This window comes from Flaviflexus salsibiostraticola, assembly GCF_003952265.1.
Lineage (GTDB): Bacteria > Actinomycetota > Actinomycetes > Actinomycetales > Actinomycetaceae > Flaviflexus > Flaviflexus salsibiostraticola.
Genome location: NZ_CP034438.1, coordinates 617,258 through 633,461, shown reverse-complemented (window position 1 = coordinate 633,461; position 16,204 = coordinate 617,258). Strand labels below are relative to the sequence as shown.

Here is a 16,204-nt window from a genome sequence, read left to right as displayed (position 1 = left end):
CGAACGGGCTGTGGCGCAGTTTGGTAGCGCACTTGACTGGGGGTCAAGGGGTCGCAGGTTCAAATCCTGTCAGCCCGACCAGGTGAGGCTTACTGCAAACACCGACCCTATGGGCCGGGTTTGGAGGAGCTTCCAGGGTCAACGAAGTAAGGGAGTCGCCCATGCGGGCGGCTCCCTTCTTCTTCGTGGTCTGGTAGTGCTTGGCCCAGGATGCCTGGGCGAGGTCGTGCAGGCGGCCAGGCGGTGCTCCGATGGTGCTGGCGTGGTAGATCGTCTGGACGGTGAACAGATCACCGAACGGGTCTTCGAGGTCGTGATCGATGATCTCGTCGTGGTCGATGAAGATGTGCTTGAAGATGGCCTGGTTGAGGCGACGGCGGACTTCGTCGCTGGCGTTCATGTACAGCTCGTAGGGATCCTCGAGCAGGCGCAGGTTGGTCTCGATGAACTCGACGGCGTCCTTGAGGGTGTCGACGGTGGCCTGGAGCTGGGCGGTGAGGCGTTCGCGCTCAGTGCCGATCTCGCGCAGCTTGGCGCGGATCTTCTCCTTCGGGATGGTGTCGTCGACGGCCAGCTCCAGGAGGTTGCTCTCCTGGGCGTCCAGGCGCTCGAGTTGCCCTTTGAGCTGCTCCTTCAGTGCGCGCTGTGAGGCTTCCTGCTCGGCGAGGGCGTCGTCGAGGGTCTGGCGCATGGCCTGGAGGAAGTCGGGGCTGAACTGGACGGTGCGGTAGTGCTCCTCGACGGCGCGTTCGATGCGATGGACGTTGGAGTACTTGGCGTCGCAGAAGCCGTCCTGGGTGCCGCGGCAGAAGAAGTACAGGTACTCCTCGCCGCTGCGGGAGATGGTGCGGCGCACGATCATGCGGCGGATGGACTTGTCGCGTCGCCAGCAGGCGCCGCACCACAGGGTGCCCTTGAGGTAGTGGTGCACGACACGGCGGCGCTCGCCTGCCCTGCCGCGTGAGGCCAGAAGGTCTTGCACCTGGTCGAACAGCTCCCGATCGATGAGCGGTTCGTGCCGTCCGGGGTACTCCTCGCCCTTGTACGTGACAATCCCGACGTAGTACGGGTCCTGGAGCATCTGGTGGATCTTCGAGACGGAGACGGGGCCTGCGGGGCGGCGCTGGGTGGGTCGGGTGCGCAGGCCTCGGTCGGTGAGTTCGTTCTGGATGTCTTCCAGGGTTGCCTCGCCTGCGGCGTACATTTCGAACGCCAGCCGGACGAGGGGCGCACGCTCCTCGTCGATGGCGACGGCGCGGATCTCGCGGCCGTCGATGCGATCGATGGTGTTGATGTAGCCGATGGGTGCTTTGCCGAGCGTGCCGCCCTTCTTGGCCTTCTCGCCCATCTTGTAGGCGATGTCGGCGCCCTCCTCGGCGGAGCGGAACTCATTGAACGCGGCGAGGATGCCGTGCATGAGCTGCCCGACCGGAGTCTCGTCGATCGACTCGGTGGCGGAGATGAGGGTGACGCCGCGCTTCTTCAGTTCCGCACCGACGATGGCGTCGTCAAAGCGGTTCCTCGCCATGCGGGAGAGTTTGTAGATGATGACGTAGTCGACGTCCCGCTCGGTGCGGATGCGTTCGAGCATCTGCTGGAAGGCCAGTCGCTTGGTCATCTCCCGAGCGGAGCGGCCGGGTTCGATGTACTCGTCGATGATGGTGATGCCGAGCTGGTCGGCCTTGCGGTAACAGGCCTTGCGCTGCGCTGGGAGGGAGATACCTTCCGGGTCGTAGTCGGTGTTGACCTGGCTCGGTGTGGAGACGCGCAGGTAGATCACTGCCCGCTTGCCTACTGGCACGTCATCGACGGGCTGCCCGGTGCTGACGTCGATGGTCTCGAAGTGGAGTTGGTCGGGGTGCGGGATGGGTGGGGTCTCGTCGTAGAGCGTCATGGACGGGGCTCCTTCTTCTCGGGCATGAGCGGTGTGGCGGGAAGCGTCAGGCGTGTTTGATGAGCGACGAGGCGCTCTGCAGTGGAATGGCATGAATTTCTGTTCACAAGGGCACGAAATGGTAAAATGGAGAAGTCATCACGACTCTTCGTCTGCATGGCTGTATCCATTACCTGCCCCCTTTCTGATCGCCCAGCAGAGGCGTTGTGGGCAACAGCGATAGCGGGAACGATGCCCGACTGAGCTTGGTCATGAGTGCGGCGTTGCACGAGCGACGGAGGGCGAGATGATGTTGTGCTTGGAGAGTCATGCGCTCGTTTTGGCGAACGTTCGGCAGGACGGTTTGACAACTGTTTCTGACAGCAACAGAGCCAATAATTCGTGCTTTTGCCTGCTCGCTGATGCTCCGAATAACAGGGGTCGGGGCGTCCACCAAAAGGTGACAAGTCAGGCTCTTAAGCAGGGTGTCGAGGGTTCGAGCCCCTCCTGGCCCTCCAAGAAATTCCGCCGTATCGACCCCCGTTGATCGGCGGTTTTTCTTTGCTTGCCCTTCTTCGCATTCGATGGCATGACAGCCATTTGACAACCATTCCTGACAACAATTCCCTGATGCGGCGTGCTCCAGGCTGCCCGATGCTGCACTCGTCTGGCGCGGTGCCGTGAGAGCTGCGGCGACTCGTTCGAGCGCTTCGCGTTGGCCGGTGACGTCACCGTGCTGGTAGATCTCCTGCGTTGTCGTGATGTTCGAGTGCCCGAGGATGAGCTGGACGTCGCGTACAGGGACGCCGAGGTTCTTCAGGAGCGTCGCGGCCGTATGGCGCGTATGGTGCACGGTGATACGTGGCAGGCCTGCCCGGTCGCGGATCTCGTGGAAGGTGCGCACGAAGTTCTTCGGATCGACTGGTGTGCCCGTCGAGCTGAGTAGGACGAGATCGTCGGCTCCGGGCGCCTGCATCTCGCGGAGTTGCAGAAGCATCTCGCGAATGCTCGGCAGGAGCGGCAGGTCGCGCTTGCCGGCGCTGGTCTTGACCGGCCCGGTTTGCAGCAGGCCGTGGATGCGCTGCAGTTGCTGCCGGACGTGGATGATGTCGCCTTCGAAGTCGATGTCGCTCCAGCGCAGCCCGAGTACCTCGCCGCGGCGCATGCCGTAGGTGAGCAGCAGGTGGTAGCCGATCTCCCAGCGGTGCCCCGCGCAGGCTGCGAGGAAAGCTGTGGCCTGCTCGCCCGTCCAAGGTGTGATCGCCTTGCGCTCGTACTTGGGCAGGTCGATCAGGCGGGCGACGTTGCGGTAGACCAGTTCCTCCTTCTCGGCCCGGCTGAGTGCTGACGAGAGCACGGTGCGGACGCGGTGCAGGGTGCGTTCGGAGTTGCCGTCGGCGTAGAGGCGGTTGATGAGTTCCTGGACGTCCTGGACGGAGAGCTTGTCGAGGCGCTTCTTGCCGATGAACGGCGAGATGTAGAGCCGAACCGTCGACTCGTACAGTTCGGCTGTGCGTGGCCTGGTCTTGATCGGCACGACCGTACGCATCCAGTAATCGAGGTACCGCCCCACACTCCAGCTCGTTTCCGGCACAGGTATGTTGCGGCGTGCCTGCTCGAGCGCCGCCTGGAGCTTCTCTCGTGCGGCCTGCTGAGTCGTGCCGTAGAAGTGGACGCGCTTGCGGCCGCCACCGGCGACAAGCACGTAGCCAGAAGCCTGCCAGCGGCCGTCTCCGCGCCGCACCAGGGTTCCTTCGCCGTTGGCTCGCCTACCCATGAAAGCCTCCACGGATGCGGCCGGTGCTTTGCTCGGCGATGTAGCGCTCGATGTCCTCTGCAGGCACGAGCGTTCGGACGCCCACCTTCACGGAGCCGAGCAGTTCGCGTTGGATGAGGCGCTGGACTGTCCACTTGCTGACGCGCAGCACCTGCCCGGCCTCGTCGAGCGTGTAGAGGCGGGGCGCATCGTGGTGGACGGCGCGTTCGCCTGGTTGGTGAATGTTGGTCATGGTCACGATGGGTTCCCTCCTCTCGTGGTTTTCGTTGCTTGCAGATTCAGGTCGGACAGCCGTAGGGCCGCGCGGTCGCGGCTGACGCGGAGTCTGCGGGCGAGTTCGACGACGTCGCAGCGGTCTCGTTTGACGAGGCGACGAACGACGCGTGCGGGCATGAGGGCGGCTGAGGCGAAGCCATCGGCTGCCATCTCGGCTTGGGCGTGCCCGCTGAGGTAGCGCGGGTCGTAGAGGTGCACGCTGGTGTTGTGATCAAGGATGTGCTTGAACTCGTGCAGCAGCGTGAAGCGCTGTCGTTCCGGGGCGTCCTTGGCGTTGAGTCGGATGATCCAGGTGCGTTCGTCCCGGTTCCAGACGGCAAGCCCGGAGGCCGGCAGCTCGCGATCCGTTTCGACTTTCACCTGCGGGAGGCTGGCGACGAGGACATCGACGGTGATGTTCCGGATGGCCGCTTCTCGGGCGACGAGTGCGCCTTGGCGGGCTGCGATGCGCTGGGCGGCAACCCAGCTGACCGGGCGGGCGCGGTGTTCGCGAGCGAGGTTGCGCAGGCACCGGATGAGGCCCGAGGGCACTCGAGGCGCCTGCTCAGTCAGCTCGCCGATTTGGTATGTCATGAAGTTCTCCTCCTCTCATTCCCACCCGGGGAGTTAGCCATCACTGATACGTCTCGTCGTCTGCTGCCTAGAACTCGTCTTCGCCGGGCTCTGGCCCGTCGAGGTTGATGCCGCTCTGCTGCGCTATGGCAGCGAAGTAGCCCTCGAGCTGGGCGACCTGGCTCGGAGTGAGCTCCTGGTAGCGAGCGCGGAGGTATGCCCCGAAGGACGGGAGCTTGGTGAGCGACGGGTAGTCGACCAGTGCGTACAGGTCGGCTGCGGGGATGCTGAGCGAGCGGGCGATCGCGGTGAGGATCTCCGGTCGAGGTTGGACGATCTCGCCGTGCTCGATACGCCAGACGGTGTTGTTCACGACACCTGACAGCTCGGCGAGCTTCCGGATCGAGAGATCCTTTTCGATGCGCTTCTGGCGGATGAATTCGCCAAGCTTGGTTGTGGGTTCTTCCGCGTTGTTCATTGCGGTAATCTCCGTTTACATTACTCTCGCTATTTTACCTCGCTGCTCGCAATAAGTCCCGGTCAAAGGCATTTTCTACAACGTTTTACGGGTCTGCCGTTGGCGAACTTCCGAGATGCATATGCAGTGATGGGTGCTGGTAATAGATGGATGTGGTGTAGGCGTTCTCTGTCACGCCGCTACAGGTAGCGAAGCGAGCAGATCGCCATTGGATGACGACGCGATCCGCGTAGGCGTAGTGCTTTTCGCAACAAGCAGCGGATATGCGTCGTTTGGTGGGCGCTCCGGGCGGCCTACGTCATGAAGACGTGGAGACGCCCGTCGATGCCGGGGATGATGTCCCAGCCGCCCTCGACGTAGTGCCACAGCTCGTCGAGGTCGATCGTCACGACACCTTCGGGGATGCCGTGCTGGTGGCAGAGCTTGGTGATCTCCTCCTCCCATTGGTTGTATTCGGTGAGTTCACGGACGAGCGCTTCGCGGTCGTCGAAGCTGCCTATATAGAAGTCCTGGAACGTCTTCTGGAGGTTGTCGGCCGTGGCGTTTACGTCGGGCAGTTTCAGGAACGCCTCGAACGGTGCGCCCAGCTCGTCCAGCAGCGGTGTGAGGCGGTCACGCAACCTCCGGATGATCTCCGTCGGAGTGTCGGCCGGCACGTTGACGGCGATCGCTTCCTTACCCTCGCCGGTGCTGGTTTCCCAGAGGATCGCGCGGAGGGATGGTGTCTGGCCGTGCGGCCGGTGCGGGAAGCGTCCGTAGGTGTTCTCAGCAGCGATGACGCCGCTGGCGAACCAGGCGACCAGCTCACGGATCGGTTCTGGTGCGCTGGGGTCGTGGTGGATCAGGAGGTACTCCTCGCGGAGTTCCTCGTTGCGCCCTCGTCCGGTCGTGGCGTAGCGCGCCAGCGCGGAGTTCTCGTCGAGGCCGGCATAGCGGACGAGTTCTGCCGCGATTGCACCGGAGGCTTTGGCTCGTACTTCGCCGTCGCCGGTGAGGTTCTCGGGCTTCACGGCTTCGTCGAGGTCGACGTTGTAGTCGTTCTCTGGCTGCTTGTGTCGTGCTCGGAAGCGTTCCATCTACCAGCCCTCCTGTGCAGCGGGTGCCGTTTGAAGGGCGCCGAGCGGTTCGACGTCGGATTCCACTTCGAGGAACGTCCACAGCGCGATGACCCAGCCGGTCTGGTAGCTCGGCACTCGGATCGAGGTGAGTTCGGCAAGCGCAGCTGCGGTGTCGAGCTGGTCGGAGGCAGCGAAGCGCTCCAGGGCGGAGCCGTCTCCGCTGTGGATGCAAGCGGCGATGAGACGAGCCGTCTCCCGGGTGATCGGGTGGCCTTCCTCGAGGAGTCGTCCGATGTGCTCTCGCATGCGGGATTCCTGGTCGAGACCGCGCGCGATGCGACGCAGGTCTCGTTCGTGATGAATTGTCATGGTGATGTAGTCCTTTCGTTTAGGTGATGTCTCCCTCCCTGCCCCTATCCCGGAGCGCTCGGTGGCGGGTTGAAGTGGTGCGGCAGGCTCATCCAGCACCTCCCTCGCTACCGCGCAGGAACGCGTCAACCTCGCTCGCGGCGATGACGGTGAACATGCCTTTCGGCAGTCCCGGATCGGTACGCAGTGCGGCACGCATGGCGGCAACCCGGGGCGGATCGGTCGTGATCCACAGCACCGCTGGGTAGATGCCGAGGCGCCGCTGTTCGAGCCCAGTCGCGGCGTGTGCACGGTAGACGCCTGCCTTGCGGACGATCTGCGGGAGGTGCTCGGAGGCGAGGTCTACCTCGATGAACCAGTGGTTCTCGTACTCTCCGCGGGTGATCACGGCATACAGATCCGGCTTGAGGGTCTGCGGGACGCCGTGCGGGCCGGTGTAGGTGCGCCAGCACTGCGGCTCTGCCTCCACCTCGACCCGCTCGATATCGCCCTCGCGTTGCAACTCGCGGAGCCGGACGACGAGGTCATTGACCGCGGCCCGGTGCTCCATGAACGGCTGACTCGGGGCGGTATAGCGGCGACGGGTCTTGTAGCCGTGTCGCTGCCGTTGCAGGCGTTCGCCGGTGGAGCCGAGCTGCCAGACGTAGCCCTGGCTGCCCTGCCGCACACCGCCGATCCGGCCCTGGAGGTGCGAGATGAGTCCGTCCCGCTCCAGCCGCGTCAGTACCCGCCAGGTCGCCTTGGTCGCGCCTGCTGCGGTGCGATGAGTATCTGGCGCGATCGGGAAATGCAGTCGCTGGATGTGCCGAGTCGAGAGCAATCGGAATTGCTGGAGGTCGTCGAGGATCGCCAGATCCCGAGGCGACAGCTTCGCTATGAGTGCGTCTGTGGTCGGTGGCATCATGACGCCTCCTGTCTGCCGAAGGCGGCTCGGAAGCGAGCCATCATGCTGGCCTGGGCGACGACCTGGCGGAGCCGCGCGTCACCCCTGGAACAGGGGTGAGTCCCATCCCGTAGGGGGCCGAGACGGCCCGAACTGTGCGGAAATCGCTGGTGCATGGGCAACGTGGCTGGACGGTCGATAGGACGGGCGGCAGGACAGAGAGGACGCTGCTTCACTTCATTCCGAAACTCTCTCCTCATTGCCGCCTCCTCTTCTTCACGCCGAACACCTCGTCCGCTGCACCTTCCGTGTTCGTCTCGCTGTCGCCGGTCTCCGTCGCTGCGGACTGCTCGTCCTCATCGGTGGACGGCGTCGCCTGCGGCGTGTAGTTGTCCGGCGCGGACGGTGGGCACGCTTCACGGGATGCGGCCAGCACTTCGTCCGGATCGTGCTGGGCGGGCTCGGGTGGAAGGGTCTGTACGAGCGCCCAGTCGCGGGTCACTCCTTGGATAACCGGCTTCAGATACGCCTGGAAGCGGTCGAGCTTGAGTAGATCGATCGGCTCGAGCTCGGGCGCCATGCGGGCGATGACCTTCGCTTCGTCGTCGTCCTCGGCCTTGAAGATGAGCTTCGTTCGGGCGTTGGTCTTCGCGGCGGATTGCATCTCGGTGGGCATCTGGTGCCACCCCTGTACGGCCAGCCACCACGACACGTGCATGGAGCGGCTGCGGGCGAGTGCGTCGCTGAGGGAGACCGGCAGGTGCATGAGTCGGTCGGCTTCGTCGACGAACACATGCCCCTGATGCTTCGAGCGCTCCGGGTCGGTGACGCGCTCCTGGACTGCCTGCCAGACGTCCGCGATGGCCAGCGCAGAGATCAGGGCGGCGGTCTCCTCACCCATGAGCGCCGGATTGGTCGGCAGGATGACGATGAGTCGGTCCCGGAAGATGTCCCGGAGCCGGAAGCCGGGGTTGCGCTGCCCGAGGATCTTCACCGCCGCGGGCTTGAGGAGCACCTGGCGGAGCTTGTTCATCGGCGCGGCGAGCACGTTCATCCGCTGCGCTGGCTTCAGCGCGTCGAACCAGGCCCAGAACCCGGCCAGCCCAGGGTCGCTCGGGACGGCGGCGACCAGCCGGCGTCGGTAGCGGTCATCCGTCCAGAGCCGGGGCAGGTCGAGCAACGTGCTCGGAACTTTCGGATCGGAGGCACGGATCAGGGTGCGCAGCGACGCCGAGTAAATGTCCGCCGTTCGAGGGCCCCAGCCGCTTGAGAAGATCTTGGCGAACACCGCCAGGATGCCATCGGCGACGACATCGGGGTCGCGTCCGGTGGCGTCGAGCGGGTTGAAGCCGAGTGGCTCACCGGCCGCACCGTCGATCTCGCGGATGTCCTTCCACCGCTCCCGGGGGATCCGGGCGCGCAGAAACTCGGGCATCTCGCTCTTGGGGTCAATCACGGCGACGGCATCGCCGTCTCGGATGGAGGCGAGGATGAGGTGCTCCAGGGCGGTGGACTTGCCGACGCCGGTGGGGCCAACGGCGATCCCATGCATGCCGGAATCGGCTCGGGTGATGCCGACGAGCCGTTCGTCACCGGGGATGGCTGAACGAGCGAAGACGCGCTCGGTCGAGTTCGCTGCCGGGTCAAGCCGGAGCAGCTTCGGATGCCCAGGCGGCATGCCCGGCAGACGCTCGGCGCCCACCGGCCACCCCGTAACACCGACCAGCTCCGTCACCGACAACCGCAGTGGACGATGAAGCACAGCGCGGGTGAAGCGTTCGGGCTTGTCGCGGGAGGCGGCAACGTCCACGCCGGGCGCTTCCAGGATGGACAGCGCGGAGAGCACCTCGAAGATGAAACGCTGCCGCCTGGCCGGATCATCTCCTGCCGCTGCGACTCGGATGCTGACCTGGAGCCCGTAGTCGGACTGGCGGTCACGGATCCGAGAACGCAGGTCGGTTGGTGCCGGTGTCGTGCCGGTCGTGAGCGCCTGCCAGATGCCGAGCGGTCTCGGATCGGCGATCTTCGCCGGAGTGTGCGCTGGATGGATGCCGTGGCCGAGCACGACCTGGAGGCAGATGGCCTCGCCTGTATGGAGCCGATGCGAGAGCGCCGAGTAGAGCGCCCTGGTTGCCTGCTCCGCTGCCGATGCCTCGAGCGGCAGGCCGGCTGGCTTCACCGTGATGCGTCCGACCGAGACCGGGGCGATGCGCTGCTCACTGCCCAGACCGGCCATCACGACGCCGGGGATGAGATCCCCGAGCAGGCGGCGGAGCTGGTGGATGTGCGTCGCCTCTGTTCCGATCAGGTGGAGGATGCCGCCCGGTGTGGCGAGGGTCTCCAGGACGATCCGGTGGGGGCGGCGTTCGGCCGCCAGTCGCCGCAGGAACTGCCCCGCCTGGGACAGTTCGAGCGGCGTTGGCAGAAACAGTCGGGAGTAGACCAGTCCGCTGGCATCGGCGACCGGGCTATGTGCTGGTGTCGGGGTGATCGTCATTGGTCTGCTCCTTTCGTTGCGTGTTGGTGGTGTTCGTGGTGATGTCGCTCAGCCGGTCGATGCCGGCGAGGAACGGCCGAGGCTTCCCTTCCAGGCGCGCCGCCTGCTCTGATGCGTTCAGCAGCAAGGCATTGGCGAGCCGGGAGGGATCGGCCGGATTGAAGCGCAGGCTGGTCACACGGACTGGCAGTGATCCCGTGCTACTTCTCCGCCTGCGGCGTGGGGAGGGCTTAGGCATCGCGGACACCTCCCGAAGTGAGATGTCGAACGCGGCCAGAGTGCCCACTTTGGTGGACAGCACTCCAAGCGCTGTTTATACGTCCACTTTGATGGACAGTCAATGGTGTTTGTGAAAAGCACAACGACTTGACGGAGGTAAACGTGCTCATGCTTCACCACCTGTCCTGCCGCGACTTCGCGACTCTTGCGAGAATCCAGATCACGATTGCCACGACTACCCCGAGTACCAGCCAGCCCCAGATTTGAGCGAGAAATTCGATGGCGATCGTCAGGGCGATAGCGCCGCCGAGAATGAGAAGACAGGCAGTAAAGAAGCGCTGGCTCATGGTGTCCTTCTCCTTCTCGTCGTTCTTCTTGCCCTCGTCGGGGTTGAGCCAGCTCACGACTTCCCCTCCTCGATCTGGAGGACGTGACGGAAGACCCCGCCGCCCCGGATGACGCCGTCAGGCCAGAGCGGATCACCGGCTGTCGGGTCGTAGGCGCGTGCCGAGTACTCCGGCACCGGGTAGCCGGGGATGTGGACGTCGGAGCCACCGGGAACCTCGTTGCCCCAGTGGTCGAAGCCGGGGAACCGACGCCTGCTGAACAACTCGAGGAACGGGCCGGGGCTGACGCGCTGGATCATCGCCATGGCCTCTTCCGGCTTGTGGCTGTGATCTTGTACCGGCCAGTCCGCCACGGTGCGCTGCCCCCGATAGAGCACCGGCGCCTTGCCTCGGGTGAACAGCAGCAGATGCTCGTGGCTGTTGCGGAGAAAATTCCCGAGTCCGGTCTTGCGTTTATCCCAGATGAGCTCCGATCGGAAGGTCATCTCCCAGTGCTCCTCGGCGATGCGCTGGGCATCCATGCGGGAGGCGACGAAGCACCAGATCCAGACGTGGGCATTCTCTTCGAGCAGATCGGGGATCGGGAGGCCCGCGATGCGCTCCGTTGTCATGAGGTCGTAGTGGCGTTGCGCGCCGAGTCGCCCCTTCTGCTGGTGACCCCACGGCGGATCCATCACCACCGTGGCGTACCGCTTATGAGCGAAGTCCCGGCCCGCATTATCCGGCCCGGCCACAGGCTCCTTGTTGATGTTCATGATTACTTCATTCCTTTCTGCTGGGCCGAACTGGTATTGCTGCGCCGCATTGATGCGGCTGGTGGCCGAGCTGGGTACTGGTTATGCGCGAGGGGCGAATAGTTGGCAATAGTCCTGTCGGGCGGCAGGACAGGCGGCAGGACACCGCGTTCTTGAGGTGAAGCGGTGTGTTTGGGAAATGAAATGCGCGTTGTAGTTTTCGCGACGCTTTCGCTGGTTGATGCACGCACGACCGTCCCGATTGCGCTGCGGTCGGCATTCCGGCGGCCTGCGGTGAGCGCCGCGTAGAGCGCCAGCGCGACGGTGCCGGGCGGGCTCTGGGTCGTGACCTCGCAGACCGACAGCCGTGGCCCCGCAAGTTCGGCTGGGGCGAGGTGCCCGAGTACGACGGCGAGGACGTGGCCGGGGAAGCTCGACAGTCGCTCGTAGATGTCGGGCAGATCGGCATCCGTCAGTGCGAAGTCGCTGATCGGGACGAACCACACCTCGGCTGTCGGGTTGTTCCGGGCGACCTCCTCGGCTACCGCGAGCGACGGCCCGAGACTGCTGCTGCCGCGGGCATCGAGCGGCACCCGGAGGTTGCGCTCCAGCACCTTCCGGTGCTCGGTCGACCCGACGGCCCCAGGTCGTACGTCCCCACTACTTGGCTGGTCGAAGCTCAGCAGTCCGAGGTGCGTTCCCCGCTTCGAATGCCGGGCGACATGCCGGATGGCCCGGGTCAGCTCCTCGAAGCGGCGGCCGATGGGATCGGCACCGCCGAGGCCGGTCACCGAGTAGGAGTGATCCATCGCTACGAGCACGATGACCGGGCGCTTCGGATCGCTCCCGGGGTGGCCGAGCTGAAGCCCGTCCGGCTGAGGAGCGGTGCCAGCGGACTGTGCGACGATCCGGCTGAGTGCCAGAGCGGACGGCAGGAGGCGACTCATCGGGGATCACCGCTCGTGCGTGCCTTGCGCCCGATAGCCTCAGTGCGTCCCGCGGCCGGGCCGTGGCCTACGACCCCGGGATTGCGAGACAGCAGGCGCCACTTCGCCCCGGTCACCGCGATTCGGGCAGCCGTGCCGCGCTGGGCGTACTCGTCCCGGATCGACGCGGCACGGGTCTGGTGCCGCTCGTACTGGCTCCAAGCCCGAGAACGTGCGAGCGCTCGGGCTCGCCGCAGCTCGACCTCGTAGTCATGCCGGGCAGCGTCGATCTGGTCGGCGACCTCGTCGCCGTAAGCGAACGACGAGAGGAACGATCCGATCGCTACGGACAACGCCAGCGCACCGAACACCAGGCCGGACAGCGACCCCTCGATAGATGTGCGCAGCCCGTAGATGCTGATACCAACCACGAGCCCGACAGCAGCCGAAGCGAACACGATGCCGCGCAGGATGCGAGAGAACCCCTGCCCGTCCGTGAACAGGTGCCGGTACGGCTCCTGCGCCTTGCCGAGGTGCTCGGCTACGCGAGCGCGACGGTTCCGCAGATAGACAGCTCGGACGTCCTTGCCGACCAAGCCAGCAGCGATCGTCGCCACCGACGCCGAGCCGGCAAGCAGGAAGGCGTTGAGCGGCACCTCCCCCAGGCTGATCGCGGCACCTGAGATGCCAGCGACGTCGCCGGTAAGCAGCAGTGCGGTGCGTGCGCCGTACCAGAGCTTGCCGCGCACACCACGAACCCGATGCGCACCGAGTGCTTCGAGACAGTCCTCGTAGCGCTGGCGAGCCCGCGCGACAGACGGCAGATGGTCATCCGCCAGCTGACGAGCGGTCTGTGCCCGAGGTGAAAGGCCCGCCGCTGCGATACGGGCATCACGTGCGGCATGCTCGCCATCAGCGGCGAACAGCGGCTCCTGTTCGATGGCACGCTCGTCGAGCTCCAGCTCCTTGTAGGTGTGCCCGACCGCGTCGGGACGGGAGACAGCCTGTGCCTGGTCGACCAGCTGCAGCGCCGTCTGATCCATCTCATCCCGAAGCGCGATGGCGGCGTCCGGCGGGGACGGCGTTCCTGCCCGTGTGGGCCTATTCCAGAGCGACATGGCCGGTCACCGCCCCTCGAGGTGTTCGGTGACGACCAGCACGGAGCCAGCTCCGGTGCGTTCACCGAGGTGCTGGTAGAACGCCTTCAGCGCCTCGACGTAGGCCGTCGACGGAGCGGTGCCGCTCGACACCTGCCCGACACCCGAGAACGTCAGCTGATCGACCGCCGACAGATCCGGGACGGCGATCGCATCGGCGGCGGCTACTGCACCGGAGGTGGTGATCGAGGTCGGGAGACTTCCCGTCCCCGCCGTCCCGATACCGTCTGTGCGGATGGTGACGGCGACGACCTGCTCACCCTCACCGCCACGGGTCACCTGGGCGGCGAACTCGGCGGCACCCGACAGCTGCGCGACCACGTCGGTCGAGCCGTCCGTGAGTGCCGCGACCGCATCCGGGTATGCCTGGTCGATCTGCTCAAGCGTCTCGGAAAGCAGCGCGGGCACCCGTCGCAGCCGAGCGTTCTCCGTCGCTCCGTGGAGCGTGAGCGTGCTCTCGAACACGGAAGCGGTGTGGGCGGCGCCGGCCGAGAAGACGACCAAGCTGTACGTGCCGGCGCCACAGATCGCGGTGCGCTCGATCGCGTCGCTGACAACCTGACGCGTCGTACTGGACAGACCGGATCGTTCGCCGGAGCCGGAGACGTCGATACGGGTCTGGTGGTGTTCGGTTGCGTCTACCGGGCAGGATGCGACGACCTGCTGGAGACGACCGAGCTCGCCGGGAGTGACCGGGGCGTCGCTGCAGCCGGCCAGCAGGCCGAGCGCGGCGATCCCGAGGACAGCCGGGAGTGCCCGGCGTAGATTCATGTACGTCACGACTGACGTCCTTCCTTGTTCATTCGCGTGGATGGGTGGGGTGATGCGTGGCAGGGGTGGCCCTCGAGTTGCCGCTCAGGGGCCACCCCGTCTTGCGTAAGACCGGCTCAGCTGCCGGGCGAGGAATCGCTGGAGTTCTCGTTCGCCTCCTTCTCCGCCAGGCGACGCGCAACGGCCTCACGGATCGCCTTGTACTTCGCCTCCTGGTACTCGCGGGCAACTGGAGACGCGAAGGCGTGAATGTCGTCGACCTTGCGAACCAACTCCGGGAAGTAGTCGCGCAGCCCCAGAGCTCTGATCACGTACTTGTCACCGATCTCCGGATCGAGATCCATGAGCAGCGGCAGCAACCTGGCGTGTGCTCGGTCGAGCGCGCGCAGTTGCTTTTTCGCCTCCGTTACGCGGAAGCAGACCAGCAGCGCGTGGCGGGTGGCATCGTCTGCGTCGGAAGGGATCGTGAACGGTGGCACGGAAGGAACGATGGTCATGAGGAGGCTCCGATCGAGAGGAAGAGCCCGATGGTGACGGGCCCAGGCGCGCCGGCCGGTGGCGCATTTCAAGCCTCCAGATGGGCGGAACTCGCCGATAGCAGCCAGCCGTCCGGTCTTCGTCGACGAGCGGACGCAAACACCGGACGGCGGCTGGCTTGCCTACGATTGGGTCATGGACCAGGCAGGCGGGATCACGGCAGCGACGGACGCTACTGCCCGCCCGTCAAGCGCAGACGTGCTGCGTGAGCTGGAGGCGCTGCGTGCACGCGAGGGCATCTCGCCGACGAAGATCCGTGAGGTAGCTCCGCTGATCCAGCAGCTGCCGATCGTCGACGACCATCGGCAGCTCAAGCAGTACGTCGAAGCAGATCGACACCTGGCTGCCTATGGGGCTATCGGATGCGTGCTCGACCACGCCATCCCAGACGTCATCCAGCAGACGATCCTCATCCTGACGATGCGCTACGACTACAACCTGCTTACCGTCCAATCCGAAGACGGTTGGGATAGTGTCAGGCGAGCGTCATCGATTAGCAGCCGCCATGACTTGGTGCAAGGAATCCTGCAGTACAGCCGGAGCCGGTACTTCGAGCTTGTGCGATTGGCGTACGACGAACTCGCGAACCAGCTGCTCCTGCGCGACGTCAGCCCGTGTCGCGCGGCGGCAGAGCAGCAGGTCATGAGTCAGATCGAACGGACGGCAGTCGATCGGCTCCTTGGACTGTTCTCTCTCGCCGGGCACGAAGCCCTTCGAGAGCGACTCGCCGTCCTTGCTCTCGAACAGTTCGATTCCCGTTGGAAGGGTTCCGGCGCATCCGCGACTGAGCGTCTCACTAGCATTGTGCGAGAAGCGCTCTCACGGGATTATCCCGACGCCGTGCGCGCTTACGTCCGACACATAACCCAGCCCGACAACCGCGCCGGGTTCGGACAGAACCCACGTCCGCTGCACGGTTACGCGGCTAAGGATGTCGATCTCGATTACCTGATCACGGGCGATCCGAGCGTGTCATTCCTTGATCGTCTCGACAAGCTCCCGAACCTCACCGGTATCACGCCGCCCACAACAACGCGTCGGCCGGACGGCAAGGAGCCGGGTGCGCGGACATACCACGTCAGCAAAATCCGGCAGTCGTACCGGCTCCTCGCTGCCGTGCTCAGTAGCTCGGCGGCAGATGAAGGGGCCGCTGTGGCGCGGGTTGCTCGGAGCGAGTTCGCCGCCGACACTGAGAACGACACGCCACCGCAAGCCCAGGTCGACGAAGCGAGCGAATAGCCTGGTCATTCCGCCTATGCTTGCATTTTTCTGCAAAATGGCGCATAACTAGAGACAGCTCAGATTGAGCCCACCGAATTCATGAGGTGCGGCTCTCTGAGGCGCACCTCCCTATTGCACTGGAGGTGCATCATGACCGAAGAGCGCGTCACCGTGGATATCGATGTGACTTGGCGTTTCCGCGTTGAGGCCACGCCGTCGCAGGTGCGACGACAGGAAGAGTTCGCAGGCATGCTGCTGGAGTTCGTGGATCTGATGGGCCAGCCGCTTCCGGCCGACGTGCTCGCCGAGCGCGTCTCACCCGAGTTCCGCCCGTGGCTCTCAACCGGCATTCTTTCCGGAACGCAGCACAGCGGCGTCACGGAGATCAAGATCCTGCCGGTCGTCGTGAAGCCGTAGCGCTCAGACAACGCCCATCGTTCGATGAGAAGAGCCCACCGCTCCTCATGGACGGTGGGCTTCTTCTATGACAACTAACGAACCGATGTCGATTGACGAAATGAACAACTTG

18 protein-coding genes and 1 tRNA gene are annotated in these 16,204 nt (G+C 64.9%); 3 read left to right on the top strand and 16 right to left on the bottom strand.

The genetic code is table 11. The features are described 5' to 3' along the window. Positions 1-4: 4 nt before the first annotated feature. Positions 5-81: transfer RNA gene (locus EJO69_RS02990), tRNA-Pro, on the top strand. Here EJO69_RS02990 and EJO69_RS02985 read toward each other — a convergent pair. The 16 genes from EJO69_RS02985 to EJO69_RS02910 all read right to left on the bottom strand — a co-directional run bounded on the left by EJO69_RS02985 (position 44) and on the right by EJO69_RS02910 (position 14,414). Beyond that, positions 44-1,894 (bottom strand): recombinase family protein, encoded by a 1,851-nt coding sequence (locus EJO69_RS02985; RefSeq protein ID WP_164519851.1) that lies wholly within the window; start codon positions 1,892-1,894, stop codon positions 44-46. The two genes, EJO69_RS02990 and EJO69_RS02985, sit on opposite strands and share 38 nt — an antisense overlap. 169 nt (positions 1,895-2,063) lie before the next feature. Beyond that, a complete protein-coding gene (locus EJO69_RS02980; protein WP_164519850.1) occupies positions 2,064-3,617 on the bottom strand; it encodes a tyrosine-type recombinase/integrase in 1,554 nt (517 codons plus the stop codon). A gap of 25 nt (positions 3,618-3,642) precedes the next feature. Next, positions 3,643-3,882 (bottom strand): helix-turn-helix domain-containing protein, encoded by a 240-nt coding sequence (locus EJO69_RS02975; RefSeq protein WP_245993812.1) that lies wholly within the window; start codon positions 3,880-3,882, stop codon positions 3,643-3,645. A 2-nt stretch (positions 3,883-3,884) separates the two neighbouring features. Continuing rightward, positions 3,885-4,499, bottom strand: coding sequence for an ImmA/IrrE family metallo-endopeptidase (locus tag EJO69_RS02970; protein WP_126039040.1), 615 nt, complete (start codon positions 4,497-4,499; stop codon positions 3,885-3,887). 67 nt (positions 4,500-4,566) lie between these two features. After that, a complete protein-coding gene (locus EJO69_RS02965) occupies positions 4,567-4,956 on the bottom strand; it encodes a helix-turn-helix domain-containing protein (RefSeq protein ID WP_126039037.1) in 390 nt (129 codons plus the stop codon). Positions 4,957-5,249: 293 nt separating this feature from the next. After that, positions 5,250-6,032: a hypothetical protein gene (locus EJO69_RS02960; RefSeq protein ID WP_126039034.1), complete on the bottom strand. Its 783-nt coding sequence runs from the start codon at positions 6,030-6,032 to the stop codon at positions 5,250-5,252. Next, positions 6,033-6,383, bottom strand: coding sequence for a hypothetical protein (locus EJO69_RS02955; RefSeq protein WP_126039031.1), 351 nt, complete (start codon positions 6,381-6,383; stop codon positions 6,033-6,035). An 88-nt stretch (positions 6,384-6,471) separates the two neighbouring features. Beyond that, the gene (locus tag EJO69_RS02950) at positions 6,472-7,287 is read right to left on the bottom strand and encodes a replication-relaxation family protein (protein ID WP_126039028.1); all 816 of its coding nucleotides are present in this window, start codon (positions 7,285-7,287) and stop codon (positions 6,472-6,474) included. A 235-nt stretch (positions 7,288-7,522) separates the two neighbouring features. Then, positions 7,523-9,763, bottom strand: coding sequence for a type IV secretory system conjugative DNA transfer family protein (locus tag EJO69_RS02945; protein ID WP_126039025.1), 2,241 nt, complete (start codon positions 9,761-9,763; stop codon positions 7,523-7,525). Continuing rightward, the gene (locus tag EJO69_RS02940; protein ID WP_126039022.1) at positions 9,735-9,941 is read right to left on the bottom strand and encodes a hypothetical protein; all 207 of its coding nucleotides are present in this window, start codon (positions 9,939-9,941) and stop codon (positions 9,735-9,737) included. Before EJO69_RS02940 ends, EJO69_RS02945 begins: the two co-directional genes overlap by 29 nt. A 214-nt stretch (positions 9,942-10,155) precedes the next feature. Then, positions 10,156-10,386 carry a hypothetical protein gene (locus EJO69_RS02935; protein WP_126039019.1) on the bottom strand — a complete coding sequence of 77 codons (231 nt, stop codon included), beginning with the start codon at positions 10,384-10,386 and terminating at the stop codon, positions 10,156-10,158. Beyond that, the gene (locus EJO69_RS02930; protein WP_126039016.1) at positions 10,383-11,084 is read right to left on the bottom strand and encodes an MT-A70 family methyltransferase; all 702 of its coding nucleotides are present in this window, start codon (positions 11,082-11,084) and stop codon (positions 10,383-10,385) included. The genes EJO69_RS02935 and EJO69_RS02930 overlap by 4 nt, the downstream gene beginning before the upstream one ends. A 2-nt stretch (positions 11,085-11,086) precedes the next feature. Continuing rightward, positions 11,087-12,010 carry a hypothetical protein gene (locus tag EJO69_RS02925; protein ID WP_126039013.1) on the bottom strand — a complete coding sequence of 308 codons (924 nt, stop codon included), beginning with the start codon at positions 12,008-12,010 and terminating at the stop codon, positions 11,087-11,089. After that, a complete protein-coding gene (locus tag EJO69_RS02920) occupies positions 12,007-13,107 on the bottom strand; it encodes a hypothetical protein (protein WP_126039011.1) in 1,101 nt (366 codons plus the stop codon). Before EJO69_RS02920 ends, EJO69_RS02925 begins: the two co-directional genes overlap by 4 nt. A 6-nt stretch (positions 13,108-13,113) precedes the next feature. After that, positions 13,114-13,926, bottom strand: coding sequence for a hypothetical protein (locus EJO69_RS02915; RefSeq protein WP_126039008.1), 813 nt, complete (start codon positions 13,924-13,926; stop codon positions 13,114-13,116). A 107-nt stretch (positions 13,927-14,033) separates the two neighbouring features. Beyond that, positions 14,034-14,414, bottom strand: a complete 381-nt coding sequence (locus EJO69_RS02910) for a hypothetical protein (RefSeq protein ID WP_126039005.1) — start codon at positions 14,412-14,414, stop codon at positions 14,034-14,036. A 175-nt stretch (positions 14,415-14,589) separates the two neighbouring features. On the opposite strand from EJO69_RS02910, the gene EJO69_RS02905 reads away from it, so the two are divergent. Together EJO69_RS02905 and EJO69_RS02900 are read left to right on the top strand one after the other, a co-directional pair. Then, positions 14,590-15,693, top strand: a complete 1,104-nt coding sequence (locus EJO69_RS02905; protein ID WP_126039002.1) for a hypothetical protein — start codon at positions 14,590-14,592, stop codon at positions 15,691-15,693. Between the two features lie 132 nt (positions 15,694-15,825). Then, positions 15,826-16,092, top strand: coding sequence for a hypothetical protein (locus EJO69_RS02900; protein ID WP_126038999.1), 267 nt, complete (start codon positions 15,826-15,828; stop codon positions 16,090-16,092). Positions 16,093-16,204 lie beyond the last annotated feature (112 nt).